Genomic DNA, 15,200 nt, shown 5'->3' on the forward strand with positions numbered 1-15,200 from the left:
TCAACGCTCCCGGAAGTGGGTGCGTTCGCGATGCTCGGATTGCTTGCCTTTGTTAAAGGCCGAGACCGGGCGGTGGTAGCCCATTACCCGGGTCCACACTTCGCAACGCTGGCGTTGGCTGTCATCGGGAAGTTTCTGGTTATCCATGCTGAACTCCTTCTTTGCTTCTTGGGGAAGTGCCGGACGTTGCCGGCAGTGATTGCCCGGCCAGCAACAACTCGTCGCATTTCGGGCAGAATTCGTGCTCTCCGTTCAGATACCCGTGCACCGGGCAGATGGAGAAGGTGGGCGTTACTGTGATGTACGGCAGCCGGTAGTTCTCCAGCACTGTTTTCACAAACCGGCCGCAGGTAGCCGCATCGCTGATGCGTTCGCGCATATACAGGTGCAGTACGGTGCCACCGGTGTAGCGGGTTTGCAGTTCATCCTGAAGATCCAGGGCTTCAAACGGATCGTCGGTGTAGCCCACCGGCAGCTGGCTGGAGTTGGTGTAATAGGGGGCATCCGGTGTGCCTGCCTGCAGGATGTCGGCAAACCGTTTTTGGTCTTCCTTGGCGAACCGGTAGGTGGTGCCTTCGGCCGGGGTGGCTTCCAGATTATAGAGATGGCCGGTTTCTTCCTGGTATTGCTTCATCCGCTCCCGCACATGATCCAGCAGTTCCAGTGCAAAGGCCCTGCCCTGCTCGCTACTGATATCTTCCTGATCGGCAGTAAAGTTGCGGACCATTTCGTTCAGGCCATTCACTCCAATGGTGGAAAAGTGGTTTCTCAGGGTACCGAGATAACGTTTGGTGTAGGGGAACAGGCCTTCCACCATCAGCCGGCCGATCTCCTGGCGCTTGGTTTCCAGGCTGTCCCGGGCCAGGTCCATCAGTTCATTCAGGCGGGCATAAAGCGCCGGTTTGTCCCCTTTATACAGGTAACCCAGCCGGGCGCAGTTAACGGTGACCACACCCAGCGACCCGGTCTGCTCCGCTGAGCCAAACAGGCCATTGCCCCGCTTGAGCAGTTCCCGCAGGTCCAACTGCAGGCGGCAGCACATGGAGCGCACCATGTTGGGTTCCAGGTCGGAATTGAGGAAATTCTGGAAGTACGGCAGACCGTAACGAGCGGTCATTTCAAACAGTCGCAGGGCGTTGTCGGATTCCCAGTTAAAGTCCCGGGTGATGTTGTAGGTGGGAATCGGGAAGGTGAACACTCGGCCCTTGCTGTCACCCGCCGTCATCACCTCGATGTAGGCCTGGTTGATCATGTCCATCTCGGCCTGCAATTCGCCATAGCTGAATGGCATTTCCTCACCGTCAACAATCGGTATCTGTTCCCACAGATCGTCCGGGCAAACCCAGTCAAAAGTGATGTTGGTAAACGGCGTCTGGGTGCCCCAGCGGGACGGCACGTTCAGGTTGTAAACAAACTCCTGGATGCACTGGCGCACGGTGGCGTAATCCAGTTTGTCCTTTCGGATAAACGGCGCCAGATAAGTGTCGAAAGAGCTGAAAGCCTGGGCCCCAGCCCACTCGTTCTGCAGGGTGCCAAGAAAATTGACCATCTGGCCGATGGCACTGGACAGGTGCTTTGGCGGGGCGGCTTCCACCTTGCCCGGCACGCCGTTCAGGCCCTCGTGCAGCAGAGTACGCAAAGACCAGCCGGCACAGTAACCACTGAGCATGTCCAGGTCGTGAATGTGCAAATCTGCCTGCCGGTGGGCCTGGCCGATTTCCGGGGTATACACCTCGTTCAGCCAGTAGTTGGCAATCACCTTGCCAGCGGTGTTCAGGATCAGGCCACCGAGGGAATAGCCCTGGTTGGCATTGGCGTTCACCCGCCAGTCGCTGCGGTGCAGGTATTCACCAACAGTGGCGGAGATATCCAGCAAGGCCGGATCAACAGGGTGCGAGGTGGTGTGGGCAGACATCAGGTTCCTCCTGGAAGCGCGTCAGGTTGTCGCAATAGGTGCAGCAACGTTCGCGAATACAGGAGGCCAGGCACGGGCGAGTGCCCGAGACATGATCAGCTGTTCACCCTGAGTCGCGAAGGTGCAGTGCTTGTTGCCCTGGCAGGTCTTCGGACTCAGGGGCGTGAGCCTTCCGGCTCTGCCTTACGTGGCGACTTCCCGGCTTGCGCCAGTGTCATCATGCCACGCTCGTTCCCCAATACCGCTGCGCGTCAGTTCCGGACTCTCACCGGATTCCTCGCCACAAACACAACATGTTGTGGCTTACCAAGACAAAATCACTATATACGCTGCGAAAACCAGATTCAAGGAAAACAGATATTTATTTTACTTGAATAACAGGCAGGATCCGCCTGCGCAGCATTTGCTCCACAGGCGGCAGAAATCAATCAGTAACCGCCCTTCTTACCGGTACCGACAAACGCAAATTCCCACTCGACATCAAACGGTGACCACCATTTGCCAACGCCGGTTTCCTTATCCTTGTGGCGGTAGAAGCCCTGATACGGAGGCGGATCGATGTGGTAGGTCACCTGGTACTTGCCGGGACCATCCAGCTTGATATTGGCTCCGTAATGGGGGCCGTCAGAGGCAACCATCGGCATAAAGGCACCGGTCGTTGACCAGTCCGAGCCTTCCTTGGTCAGGGTATAGGTGACGCCCAGATAGGGCACCCAGGCGCCAGCGCCAAACCCGTTGTTGTTGCCGGGCAGGGCCACCACATCGGCTTCAAGATGGATATCCTTGTCGCCCATGCCGGGCAGTTCCGGAGTCATCATCACCGGTTGCAGATATACGGCGCCGATTTCCATGCCGTGCTTTTCCACCGGCTCGCCGATCATCACCTCACCGGCCAGGGCAGAACCGGCCACACTCAGGCTGCCAGCCAGCAGGGTGGCCGAGGCCAGGGTTCGGGTAATTGCTTTCATCGCATTGCTCCTTCTTTCATGGGTAAACTTGTATGACGTGCCTCAGGCCTGCGCCGCCGCCCGGCGACGCAACCATAACCAGCCACCGGACAGGATCAATGGCAAGAGCACCACAGCCTGGGCCAGCAGGGTTTCGAGGGTTGGATAGACACCCAGCCAGGCCAGCCGGGGAATGCCCGGCAGCGGGGTAATGTCCACCCAGCCGGCTTCCTGAAGTTCAAGGATGCCGGTACCGACAAAACTGAAGGCGAGATAGAACAGCAGCGCTGCCGTGGCACTGAAGAACAGGGGTAACGGCAGTCGCAAAGACGCGGTGCGCATTATCAGGAAAGTCACCACCAGCGCACCGGCGGCTCCCGCTGAACCCAGCAGCATGGGTAAGGCGGCGCTCTCCGCCTGCCCCGCCAACGCGTAATAGAACAGGGTGGTCTCCGCCCCTTCCCGGTAAACCGCCAGGAACACCGCCAGCCCCAGCGCCCACAGCTGACCGTTGGAAAGAGCGCGGTCCACCTTCCGGCGGATATAGGCCTGCCATTTGTCGGACTGTTGCTTGGCCAGCAACCAGTGGCTGACGTACAGAAGCACAGCCGCGGCAAAGAGCATGGTGATACCTTCCAGCGCTTCACGGGCCGTACCGGAGATATCAAACAGAATTTTCATGCCGTAAGCCGTCAGCAAGCTGGCCACCAGGGCCAGACCTACCCCGGCATACAGCGACGACATACCACGGCCGCCGGCGGAACGGCGTAAGTAGGCGGCCAGGGCCATGACCACCAGCATGGCTTCGAAGCCCTCGCGTAACAGGATCAGGAAAGACTGCAGAACCAGTCCGGTAAAACTCAGGTCCTCATCGGCAAACAGGTTGGCGACATCGGTAGTCAGAGCCCCCTTGAGTTTCAACCAGGCCCCGGACACCTCGCCTTTCGGAGCTCCCTTGGCGGACAGGCCAATCACCTCACCGAACCGGGATTCCACCCGGGTTTTCAGGTGCGGATCTTTCATGCCAACGACGGTTTCCAGGCCCTTGCCCTCGAAGACATCGAAATACAGGGCCGAAAACCGGTCCATGGTATCCATGCCATTTTCCGGCTCGTAGGCCTGTAAGGCAGCATCACCGCTAGCCACCAGTTCACCGATGACAGCATCGGCATCCACTTTCTGTGCGGCGGCATTGGCATTAGTGCCCCCCCCGAGAGCCATCAGCAGAAACAGCAGACACCGGGCAATCATTGGTTTACCTCGTACACCGAACGGGGAACACCTGCCTCATTGAGCTGTTCTGCGTGATCTTTCAGGGCCTGTTTAAGCTCATTGACTGCCAATGCCACCTCCTTTTCCGGCGCCCCGCTCTTGATGTCCTTGCGAATAGCACCGAACTGGCGCTCAAGCAGAAAAGCCGGCTCAATGCCCAGATGACTGCGGATGGCTGCTTCCATCTTTTCTCCTTCAAACGGACCGAAGTAAGCCTGGATGACCTCCCTCCGGGCGGCTTTGGCATCCCCTGCCTGATAACTGGTCAGGGCGGTATCCAACTGTTCGATGACCTGATCGGCCACCGGCATCCAGTCTTCATCCGCTGCCTGCGCCACCCAGGCTGCCGACATCGCCAATAACAGAAACAACGCACGCGCTACCAACATCAGACTCTCCGTATCGGTTCAGATATGAGTAAAAAGGCTCAAAGCACCGCCAGCCACCAGGCAGCGGCCATGGCGCTGCTGCCGGCCGCACTCGGTAACAGCGCCAGCCAGCGGCCACGGTCAACACCCAACCCCTGCAGAATTCGCCAGGCTAGCCAAACGCTCCAGAGCAACCCGAAAAGAATCATCGCGGCTTTCACGTCATTCACCTGTGCGGTGGTCATGCCCAGACGCACAAAGGGGGTAAACAGTTCAGTCGCAAGGCCAATCATCAGAGCCATGAGCGCCACAGGGGCCTGGCTATAGCCAATCTGGACGAAGGCCTGGAACAGGCTTTCCCCACTGCCCCGCCACCTGGCAAGCCCGGCGCTAGCCAGGGATGCCATACTCAGCACCAGGGCGGACAACGCCATCACCGTCACCATGGTGCCGGTGATCATGAAGAAGTCGAGCCAGCGAAAGACCTCCCGGCGCTCCGGGTGCACACTCATCAACCAGGCCGGCCCTGGCTCGCCAATCCAGTACTGGCCCTGCTCGATAAACCACCTGCCCAGCGCCTGCCGCCAGTCGTTGTAAAATGGCAGCACCAGCCACAGGAATCCCCCCAGAGCCACACCGGCGCCCAGGAAGATAAACAGGGTTTCCCAGACATCCGGGGCATGATGCCGAATGGCCTCCAATTCCTGACCCGGGCGGCGGAAGGACACTGCCAGACCGGCGGTATGCCCGGGCAGGATGCAGCGCAGGCATTCAATGCAGTGGCGGGCGGCCTGCTTGCGGGGCAAATCGATGTAGGTGGGGCAAATGGTTTTGTCGGTGAGTTGATCCGGGCCGGACTTCCTCTTTCGTGGAGAAAGATGCACCGCACCCAGGCGGGCGAATACGCCCAATAGCAAACCGATGGGGCACAGGTGGCGACACCACACACGCTTGTTCCGGCCCCAGAGCCACCCCACGATGACCGCCATTACGAAGGTGCCACCAAAGATCTCCAGAGCCGCCTCCGGGTGGTCGCGTGCGCCGGTGGTCTGGCCCAGCAGGGTGATAATGATAAAGCTGAGGATGGGCGTGCCTGGCCATCGAATCCACGCGGGCGTCTGCCTTTTCAGCCCATGGCGGTTGGCCAGTTCTGACGCCGCGCCCATGGGACACAGGAAGCCACACCAGCTTCTACCGGTGATCACCACCGAGAAAAACATCAGCGGAAACCACACACCCCAAAGCAGATAATTGGCCAGCTCCCGGCCATCATCCAGAAACGTTGCCTGCTCGGATGATTCCGGGAGATAGACCGGCACCACCAGAACCGCCAGGAAAACCAGAAACATGCCCACATGCACCCAGGGAAGCCATGAGCGCAGCCGGACCAGGCGACGCTCCAGACTCGAATGCCTCGAAGCAAAATCCGCCCCCCCAACAAAGCGTGATGGAGCCGAGGCTTCACTGATGTCTTTTGCGGGAATAATATGCATTGCGTGATCCTCTCCGAACCACGCAAACCTTAAAGCAAAATGACGCGAATAATAATGATTCTTATCAAGATGCAGGCTTTGATTTAAATTTTACGTTTCAGGCGGGAAGTTAACCAGCAGATTCGTAACATTAAAGGACTCCATGGCGATCCAGGCCACGAATCCCCCATAGATCAGCAACAGGCTCCAGGATTCTGCCCGGCTCACGATCATGTGGGTGCGCATCATCAGAAACAGGATCACAGTCGCGAGGGTCAGAACCGCCATCATCGGCGCAGCTACTGAATAATTGATCACCGCCGTTCCTGCGATAAGAACCCCTATGGGAATGCAGCAGAGCAAATCGAAGATGTTGCTCCCCAATACGTTAGCAGTGCTGGTTATGCCCTTGCCATTGCGAGCGGCACGTACGGAAACAAAGGCATCGGGAATCGAGGTGCCAGCGGCAACAATCGTGATACCCCACAGGAAGCTGGGCGTGCCCAGAATATCGCCGAAATTGACAGCGGCCCGGACCAGCCCCTCGACGCCCACGAGGATCAGCGCCAGCCCCGCCGCCAGCTTCGCCCACTCGCGCCCTGGCCGGATATGGGAGACATCGGCATCGGACTCATAGTCCATGGTGTCCTGGTACTGAACAAATATGTACACCACATAAAGCACCAGTGGCAGGAATGCCAGACCACGGCTCAGCTCGCCCCGCAGTTCGCCATCAGCGGATTCAACCGGGTTGTAGATGACCGCGAACGAGAAAGTCAGCAGCAGGGTTGCCACCGCAATCATGTAGAACTGGGCTTCCTTGTAGACAAGGTCGCGGTTGGTGGTCAGCTGATCCTTTGCGACGAGACCACTGAGGGCAGGAATAACCATGATGTTGAACAGCGCGGAGCCGACAATGGCCGCCACCCCCAGCTCAAACTCCCCATGAACCAGGGTAGAGACAACCACAGTCGCCAGTTCCGGAAAGCTTGAACCAATGGCAACGACAATCGCACCCTGGACGATCTCGGGCAGACGGTAATACACCGACAACCGCTCACTGCCGGCTTCCAGAAGCCCGCTGCCTTTCCAGACCACCGCGGTACCGACGACGGCAACCGCCGCCCACATCAGAAGCTGAAGGATATGCCCTCCTTGCTAAGCGTGTTGCTATCCAAGAACAAATATCTGTAAGTCCTGCGACCGTGATACCACAATTTCAACCCTTCGTGATCCCGCACCATCATTTGAGTCACGCATGGGAGAATTCCGACCATAGCCAACCTTGCAAATTCAGGAATCGACAGCCAGAATAAAGCAATCAATTACTTTCTTCTTAAATGCCATGTCTGAGAATTCTGAAACCACCAAACGGGCTTACCACAGCACCGAGCACCGCCAAACCGCCACCATCGAGGCGGTCGTCGAGCTTTGTGCCGAGCAGGATCCTGCCACCCTCACTACCGCTCGGATTGCCAATAAAGTGGGCTTGTCGCAAGGAGCCCTGTTCAAGCATTTCCCCAACAAGAGCCGGCTGTGGGAATCGGTGGCCGGCTGGGTGTCGGCGCAGCTCACCCAGCAGGTCTTCAGCGCCGCCGACCGGCATCAGCTGGCAGACCAGGCACTCGAAGCCATGTTCCTGGCCCATGTGGGCTTTATCGCCCGGCACCCGGGTATTCCGCGCCTGATGCTGGGAGAGTTGCAGAAGCCCGGCAACGGTCCGGCGAAAGCCATCATTCGCCAGACTCTCGCCCGCTACCGCAAGAAGGTGACCGGGTTACTGGAGTTTGGCATCCAGCAGGGGCGTATCGCCCCCGGTATCGATACCGAGGCTGCGTCGGTACTGTACCTCGGTGCCATCCAGGGGCTGGTAGTTCAGGCCATGGTCAGCGGCGATATGCATACCCTTGAGCAGGCGGCACCCCGAATTTTCAAACTGTACAGCGCCAGCTTTCAGGAGAAGCCCGATGACCCGGCAAAATAAACTCACGCTGGCTCTGGCACTGATCGCCGGCATCGCCTTTGTGGTGGTGATGGTCAAGCTAAAACAGCCGCCGGAACGGGCAGAGGCGCAGGCAGCCGCCACTCCGGTGCGGACAATGACAATCACGCCCCGGGAATTTCGTACCGAAGCCCGGGGCTATGGCCAGGTGCTGCCAGCCCAAAGCTGGAATGCCGTCGCCAACGTTGGCGGGCGGGTTGTCTGGAAACACCCGGAGCTGGAGAGCGGCAACCTGATCGCCGCGGGTACCCGGCTTCTACAGATCGACCCCACCCGTTATGAACTGGCCGAGGCCTCCGCCAGAGCGGACCTGGCCGGCATTGAAGGCGAATTGCGACAGCTGGAGCAGGAAGAGCGCAATACCGGTGAGTTGCTGAAGCTGGAAGAGCGTCGGCTGACGCTGGCCAGGCGGGAACTGGACCGGGCAAGAACCCTGGCCGAGCGGGGCGCCCTGTCTGAAACCCGGTACGACGAGCAACAGCGGGCGACCCTTCAGCAGGAGCAGGCGGTCCAGAGCCTTAGAAACCAGCTGAACCTGATTCTGGTCAGGCGGGATACCCTGGAGGCCCGCAAGGCCAGAACGGAATCGGCCCTGGCCAGTGCCCGGGAAGACCTGGAAGACACCCGTTTTGAAGCGCCGTGGGACCTGCGGGTCCATCAGGCCGATATCGACATCGGCCAGCATGTCAGCCCGGGCCGCACCCTGTTCATTGCCGACAACATTGCCCGGGCCGAGGCAACGGTGCAGCTGGAAGTGGCGGAACTGCGCCGGGTGCTGTCGCAACTTTCGGACGGCAGCCTACCGGGACCCGGCACCGGCACAACCAGCCACTTCACCAATTTTCATGAACAAATACCTCTGGGTGATCTGGACGTCCGGGTAACGCCAACCAACGTGCCGGACGCACACTGGCCCGGAGTCCTTACCAGGGTGACCAGTAGTCTCGACCCGGCGACACGCACGGTTCAGGTCGTGATTCTGGTGGAAGAGCCTTATCGTAATGCCAATCCGCCGGCCCGTCCGCCACTGGTGCGAAACATGTTCGTGCAGGCCACGATTGCCGCCCCTACTCCCGAGCCGGTTATCGTGATCCCGGCCAGCACCGTCCACCAGGGCGTGCTGTACCTTGCTGATGAAGACAATCGCCTGCAGCGCAGGGAGGTCACGGTCGCCTGGCAACAAGGAGACAAGGCGGTGATCAGCGAAGGCCTGGCACCAGGGGATCGGCTGGTGCTGGATGATCTGGTGCCCGCCATAGACGGCACCCTGCTGGCACCGGGAGACCAGCCATGATCCGCTGGTTCGCCGGCCACCCCACGGCAGGTAACCTGCTGTTGATTCTGATACTGGCGGCGGGGCTGTTTGCTGCACCTAACCTTACCCGCGAGACCTTCCCGGATTACCTGCCCCCCGAAGTCAGCATCACCATGGAATACCGGGGTGCCACGGCGGCCGATGTGGAGGAGGCCATTTGCCAGCGTCTGGGTGAAGCCCTGCAACGAGTGGACTATATGCAGGAGATTACCTGCACTGCCCGGGACAACCAGGCCCAGACCATTGCCAGCATGGGACCCGGTGGCGACATGGGTCGGTTTCTGGATGATATCCGCACCGAGGTTGAAGCCCTGACGGACCTGCCTGAAGAAGCCGAAGATCCGATCATCCGGGAGCTCTACCGCACCGACCTGGTCGCTGCCATCGCCGTCACTGGCCCCATGAGCTTTGCCCACCTGGAAAGCTACACCAAGCAGCTGGAAGACCGCCTGTTTGCCATCGACGGTGTTGCCGATGTGGTACCGGTGGGTCTGTCCCAGCGCCAGTGGCAGGTGGAGATATCCCAGGACCGTTTACGTCAGTACGGCCTGGGCGTGCGGGATATTGCCCGGGCCATCGGCAACCAGAACGTCGACATGCCTCTGGGCACCCTGGAAACGGACAGCCAGTATATCCAGCTGCGCTTTGTGGATGAGCGGCGCTCATTGCAAGCTCTCGCCAGCCTGCCCGTGCTGGGCGGCCAGGCCGGTGCCGTGCTTACCCTTGGCGATATCGCCACCCTGTCTGAAACTTATGAACGGGAGGAGGAACGGGCTGAGTTCAATGGTCAGCGGGCAATCATCCTGGAAATCCACAAGAACCGGGGTGATGATGCCCTTCGAGTGATGGATGCGCTGCAGACGTTCATTGCCGAAGAAACTGCCCGGCGGGATGGCACCGTCAACTTGGAAATCACCCAGGACATGACCTCTATTGTCAGGGACCGCCTGCAGATGCTGGTCGGCAACGGCATTACCGGTCTGCTGCTGGTGGGGCTGGTGATGGCCCTGTTCTTCCGGCCCCGGCTGGCCTTCTGGGCGCTGTTTGGCCTGACGTCAGCCTTTGCCGGCGCCTTCGTAATGATGGCCCTGACCGGGCTGTCCCTGAACATGATCACCCTGGTAGCGCTACTCATGGCCATTGGTATTGTGATGGATGATTCGGTGGTGATCACCGAGAACATTGCCCGCCATGCCACCGAAGGCGCTACCCCGCTTCAGGCCGCCGCCCAGGGCACCCTGGAAATCCTGCCGGGCGTGTTGTCCTCGTTTCTGACCACCGTCTCCGTGTTTTTACCCCTGGCGTTTCTGGCCGGCGAACTGGGATCGGTTCTGGAAGTCCTGCCGGTGGTTCTGATCGCCGCCCTCGCCGCCTCCCTGATCGAAGCCTTCTGGATTTTGCCCCACCACCTGAAAAGTGGTTTGGGCAAAGGCCGGGACAAACCCCCTTCCCGCTTTCGTGCGCGGTTTGACCGGGGCTTTGAAGCAACCCGGGAAAAGGTAGGGCAACTGACCGATGGAGCCATCCGCGTTCGCTATGGGGTACTGGCCGGCATACTGATTGTCCTGCTCGGCTCTGTCGGCCTGATGGCAGGCGGCCACGTGCGCATGGAAGCCATGCCGGAAATCGACGGCGATGTACTGGAAGCCCGGGTACTCATGCCCCAGGGCACTCCACTGCACCGGACCCGGGAAATCACCAACCGCATTACCGAAGCCATGCTCCGGTTGAACGAGGAATACAGCCCGAAGCAACCGGATGGCCAGGCTCTGGTACGCAACCTTCAGACCCGCTTCAACCAGCACGCCGGTGCCGGCGAGAAAGGCGCCCATGTGGCTACCGTGATGGCCGACCTGCTCACCGCAGAAAACCGCACCGTCGATCTGGCCACCCTGACCGATCGTTGGTATGAAGAAATCGGTGACATTCCCGGCCTGGTCGCGCTGAACATTCAGGAGCCGGGCTTTGGTCCGGCAGGCATTCCCATCGAAATCCGCCTGCAGAGCAGCGACCTGGATCAACTGAAAGAAGCGGCCCGCTACCTGGGCAACGCAGTGGCAAGCTATACGGGCACCTTCAACGTGCTGGACGACCTGCGCCCGGGCAATCCCCAACGCATCCTGACACTCAAGGACAGCGCCCTAGCACTGGGCCTGACCGCCAGCGATGTCGCCGGCCAGATCCGCACCGGTTTGCTGGGCGATATTGTCGATACCGTTCAGATCGGCGACCAGCACATCGAGATTCTGGTGCGCCAGAGCAGCGCCGAGCGCACCACCCGGGCGTTTCTGGAAGACACGGTCATCACCGGCAAGAACGGCCAGATGATTCCGTTGCGGGAGGTCGCCGACATTACCGACGAACGCCATTGGGCCCAGGTGACCCGCATTGACGGCCTGCGCACCGTCACGGTGTCGGCGGATGTGAACGGCCGGGAAACCAATGCCGATGCCATCGTCACCGACGTGCAGAATAGCGTGTTTCCGGAGCTTCGCGAACAATGGCCGGAAATCACGATACAGGTGGAGGGCCAGACCGCGCGCTCCCGGGAAACCGGCCAGTCCATCGCCCGGGGCCTGCTGATCGGCCTGCTGGGCATCTTCCTGATTCTCTCCTTCCAGTTCCGCAGCTATCTCGAGCCGATCATCGTGATGCTGTCGATCCCGCTGGCGTTCATGGGAGCAATCTGGGGCCACCTGCTCATGGGCTACAACCTGTCCATGCCCTCGCTGATCGGCGCAGCGTCCCTGGCCGGCATCGTGGTGAACAACGCGATCCTGCTGGTGCAGTTCATAAAGTCCTATCGGGAACAGGGCATGAGCACTGCCGACGCTGCCGGTGCCGCCAGCCGGAACCGGTTCCGGGCCATCCTGATCACCACCAGCACCACCATAGCCGGCCTGTTACCCCTGCTTGCGGAAACCAGCACCCAGGCCATGGCGGTGATTCCACTGGTGATTTCCGTGGTGTTTGGCTTGCTGGTCTCCACCATCATCGTGCTACTGGGACTGCCGGCGCTCTACGTCATCCTGGAGGATCTGGGCTGGTCCGCTTCCGCCAGGTCCCGATAGGCGGGAGGATTCGACAGACGACGGACAATTAACATATCTCAACAGGCTTGTTACCCAACAGTGGTAGCCTGCATGACGCTCACCATTCATTGATAGAGGGGCACCATCATGACAAAAACGAGCGGATCGCTTCTGGGCATACTCCTCCTGAGCCTAACCGTGTCATTCGCTGCCACGGCTGCCGAACCGGTCACGCCCAAGCTGACCGAGAAACTGGATCGTCTGTTGCGTGAAGAGATGCGGTCCATTCAGACGGCGATGGGGCAGATTCATTCGGCCATCGTTATGGGCCAGCATGCCAAGGTTGCAAAGCAAGCCCAGGATATTCACGACAGCTTTATCCTGCAGCAGTCACTTACTGAACAGGATCGTAAAGATCTGATGTCGGCGGTACCGGAAGGCTTTATCCAGCTGGACAAGGAGTTTCATCAACTCGCGGCATCGCTGGCAGAGGCCGGCAGGAATGACGACACGGCGAAGCAACACCAGCTGTTCGGCAAAATGACAGGCAACTGCATCCAGTGCCACAGCACGTATGTGTCTGACCGTTTTCCCGGCGTCAAACCTGTTCGGGACTGATCGGTCTCAGCCGATCAGATCCATCCCCGGCTTGCCATACCAGTACCCGTTGCACGGTGGTGCCTCCACCAGCTGCAGCGGGTCGGTGGCCGGCACTTCCCCCCGGCGTACCTGATCAAAGCGTTTTACCACTTCCTCCATGCCCTGATGTTCCGGGCTCAGGCGCACCGTGTTCACGCCCATCCGCTCCATCTCCGGCAGTTCACGCATCAGGTCGTAGCGGGAACCCGAGAGTGTGGAAATGCCGTTCAGGCGGAACAGCTCCTGGGATTCCCGGGAACGTAACTCCATGCCGTCCGGATGCTGCAGACAACGGAACTCGCAATTGTCCTTGGGCAGGTTGTAGTGGCGGGCGGTGAAACAGCGGGACGACCAGGCCAGGGGCAGGAAGCCCCAGGAAAACACTTCGGCTGGCAGATCCAGGCCTTCCTGCTTCAGGCCGGTGATCAGCTGCTCCAGGGTGTCCTTGCCCAGCTCCACCGGCAGGTTCCAGCCTTTCAGTCCCTGCTTTGCCAGCACCTTGAGGGTTGCAACGTTGTAGATGTTCATGGAAGGGCCGGTAATAAACGGAATCTGATGGCGGCTGGCCACCTGCACCGCGCTCTGATCGTTGGCCTCCACCAGGAACTCATTCTGATCGCAGATCCGGCGCAGGCGACGAAGGTCGGCTTCCGACTCGATCAGGGTTTGGGTGGAAATCACCACCTCCTTGCCGCAGGCTTTCAGGTCCCTGGCCAGGTCAAACCAGTCATCCGGTTTCAGTTCACGGCGCCGGGAACAGACCGCCTCACCCAGGTAGATAGTATCCACCGGCCATTCGGCCGCCTTGGCGTAGAAATCGAACACGGTCTGCTTGGACCAGAACCACAGGATGGGTCCGAGAGAAAGTTTCATCATGATTGGCAGAACCTTATTTCCACTTGCGGTGATAGGCGCCCAGGGTGGTCAGGCCGCCTTCGGAAAGCCCGGACAGGGTGTTGCGCCAGTCATTCTCCACGGTGAACATGCCCGGAGTTCTATCCAGGTTGTCCAGCGCCTGGCGCCAGGTGCGAGCCACATCGGCAATGTAGGCCGGGCTGCGCTGGCGGCCTTCGATTTTGACGGCGCTGATGCCCAGCTCCTGCAGCTCCGGCAGCAGGTCCAGCGTGTTCAGGCTGACCGGCTCCTCAATGGCGTGATAGACGCTGCCTTCCACCTCGAACCGGCCCTTGCACAGGGTCGGGTAGCCGGCGGATTCACCCTGGCCGTAACGGTCGATCAGCACGTCGTTCAGGCGCGACTCCAGACCCTGGGGCGTTTCCTGCCAGCGCACGGCCTTGGCGGGTGAACAGGCACCGCGGGTGTTGGGAGATTCATCCGTCAGATAGGAGGACAGGTAGCAGCGCCCTTCGGCCATGATGCACAGGCTGCCGAAGGCGAACACCTCCAGCTCCACCGGGCTGTGTTTGGCCACGCCACGCACCTGGTCCAGGGACAGCACCCGGGGCAACACTGCCCGGCGGATGTCGAAGTTGTCCTTGTAGAAGGACAGGGCCTCATAGCTGGTGGCCGAGCCCTGTACCGACAGATGCCGGGGGATGTCCGGATAACGATTCGCGGCATAATCGAGCAGGCCCATGTCGGCGAGAATGATGGCATCCACCCCCAGGCCCGCGGCGCGGTCGACCGCAGCCTTCCACTGTTCCCAGCCATCCGGTTGCGGGTAGGTGTTGATGGCGCAGAACACGCGGCGGCCTCTGGAGTGAGCGTAATCGATGCCCTCGGCGGCGCGTTTGTCGTTGAAGTTCAGGCCCGCGAACTGGCGGGCGTTGGTGCTGTCGCGGAAGCCGATATAGACCGCGTCGGCACCATTATCCACGGCGGTTTTCAGGGCCGGCAGACTGCCGGCCGGGCACACGAGTTCCATGGGTTTCTCCGCTGGAATTGGGTAGTTAGAGGGTATCGGCTGGGGGGCCGGGGTGCCTTGACCTTTGTCAGCGGAGTGGCGTGGGGAGTGAAGTTGGGATCAGATGAAAGCTTTCATCTGACCCCGTCTTGGAACCTGGCTCGGAGTTTGGCGCTAACTCGGGGTCAGAAGAAGGCTTTCTTCAGACCCCTGGGGGGGGGAGTGGAAAGGGGTCAGATGAAGGCTTTCATCTGACCCCGTCTTGGCGTCTGGCTCGGAGTTTGGCGCTGACTCGAGGGTGAAAATGGGGTCAGAAGAAAGCTTTCTTGAACCTGGCTTTGGGAATTGGCGCTAACTCGGGTGTGAAAATGGGG

General features: G+C 60.0%; 12 protein-coding genes, 1 pseudogene and 1 riboswitch. Of the genes and pseudogenes, 4 read left to right on the forward strand and 9 right to left on the reverse strand.

The features are described 5' to 3' along the window. The 7 genes and pseudogenes from nrdD to msub_RS11800 all read right to left on the reverse strand — a co-directional run bounded on the left by nrdD (position 1) and on the right by msub_RS11800 (position 7,105). Positions 1-147 carry an anaerobic ribonucleoside-triphosphate reductase gene (gene nrdD / locus msub_RS22370; protein ID WP_048496192.1) on the reverse strand — a complete coding sequence of 49 codons (147 nt, stop codon included), beginning with the start codon at positions 145-147 and terminating at the stop codon, positions 1-3. Further along, positions 140-1,888, reverse strand: a pseudogene (locus msub_RS11775) (ribonucleoside triphosphate reductase); the annotation flags it as partial. The gene nrdD and the pseudogene msub_RS11775, both read right to left, overlap by 8 nt. 150 nt (positions 1,889-2,038) lie before the next feature. Continuing rightward, positions 2,039-2,241, reverse strand: a riboswitch (cobalamin riboswitch). Positions 2,242-2,343: 102 nt separating this feature from the next. Beyond that, complete coding sequence (locus msub_RS11780) at positions 2,344-2,883, reverse strand: iron transporter (protein ID WP_048496194.1); 540 nt, start codon at positions 2,881-2,883, stop codon at positions 2,344-2,346. A gap of 42 nt (positions 2,884-2,925) precedes the next feature. Next, complete coding sequence (locus msub_RS11785) at positions 2,926-4,113, reverse strand: FTR1 family iron permease (RefSeq protein WP_048496195.1); 1,188 nt, start codon at positions 4,111-4,113, stop codon at positions 2,926-2,928. After that, a complete protein-coding gene (locus msub_RS11790; protein WP_048496196.1) occupies positions 4,110-4,523 on the reverse strand; it encodes a hypothetical protein in 414 nt (137 codons plus the stop codon). The genes msub_RS11785 and msub_RS11790 overlap by 4 nt, the downstream gene beginning before the upstream one ends. A 38-nt stretch (positions 4,524-4,561) precedes the next feature. Continuing rightward, positions 4,562-5,995 (reverse strand): 4Fe-4S binding protein, encoded by a 1,434-nt coding sequence (locus tag msub_RS11795; RefSeq protein ID WP_053077956.1) that lies wholly within the window; start codon positions 5,993-5,995, stop codon positions 4,562-4,564. A 90-nt stretch (positions 5,996-6,085) separates the two neighbouring features. Next, positions 6,086-7,105 carry a sodium:calcium antiporter gene (locus msub_RS11800; RefSeq protein WP_048496197.1) on the reverse strand — a complete coding sequence of 340 codons (1,020 nt, stop codon included), beginning with the start codon at positions 7,103-7,105 and terminating at the stop codon, positions 6,086-6,088. A gap of 214 nt (positions 7,106-7,319) precedes the next feature. On the opposite strand from msub_RS11800, the gene msub_RS11810 reads away from it, so the two are divergent. From msub_RS11810 to msub_RS11825, 4 genes are all read left to right on the forward strand, one after another. Continuing rightward, positions 7,320-7,958, forward strand: a complete 639-nt coding sequence (locus tag msub_RS11810) for a TetR/AcrR family transcriptional regulator (protein WP_048496199.1) — start codon at positions 7,320-7,322, stop codon at positions 7,956-7,958. Continuing rightward, complete coding sequence (locus msub_RS11815) at positions 7,942-9,270, forward strand: efflux RND transporter periplasmic adaptor subunit (protein ID WP_048496200.1); 1,329 nt, start codon at positions 7,942-7,944, stop codon at positions 9,268-9,270. Before msub_RS11810 ends, msub_RS11815 begins: the two co-directional genes overlap by 17 nt. Further along, positions 9,267-12,362, forward strand: a complete 3,096-nt coding sequence (locus tag msub_RS11820; protein WP_048496201.1) for an efflux RND transporter permease subunit — start codon at positions 9,267-9,269, stop codon at positions 12,360-12,362. Before msub_RS11815 ends, msub_RS11820 begins: the two co-directional genes overlap by 4 nt. A gap of 108 nt (positions 12,363-12,470) precedes the next feature. Further along, positions 12,471-12,941 carry a cytochrome c gene (locus msub_RS11825; protein ID WP_048496202.1) on the forward strand — a complete coding sequence of 157 codons (471 nt, stop codon included), beginning with the start codon at positions 12,471-12,473 and terminating at the stop codon, positions 12,939-12,941. Positions 12,942-12,947: 6 nt separating this feature from the next. Here msub_RS11825 and msub_RS11830 read toward each other — a convergent pair whose 3' ends face one another. Beyond that, positions 12,948-13,838 carry a U32 family peptidase gene (locus msub_RS11830; protein WP_048496203.1) on the reverse strand — a complete coding sequence of 297 codons (891 nt, stop codon included), beginning with the start codon at positions 13,836-13,838 and terminating at the stop codon, positions 12,948-12,950. Positions 13,839-13,851: 13 nt separating this feature from the next. Further along, positions 13,852-14,847 (reverse strand): ubiquinone anaerobic biosynthesis protein UbiU, encoded by a 996-nt coding sequence (gene ubiU, locus msub_RS11835; RefSeq protein ID WP_048496204.1) that lies wholly within the window; start codon positions 14,845-14,847, stop codon positions 13,852-13,854. Positions 14,848-15,200 lie beyond the last annotated feature (353 nt).

Source organism: Marinobacter subterrani, from assembly GCF_001045555.1.
Taxonomy (GTDB): Bacteria; Pseudomonadota; Gammaproteobacteria; order Pseudomonadales; family Oleiphilaceae; genus Marinobacter; species Marinobacter subterrani.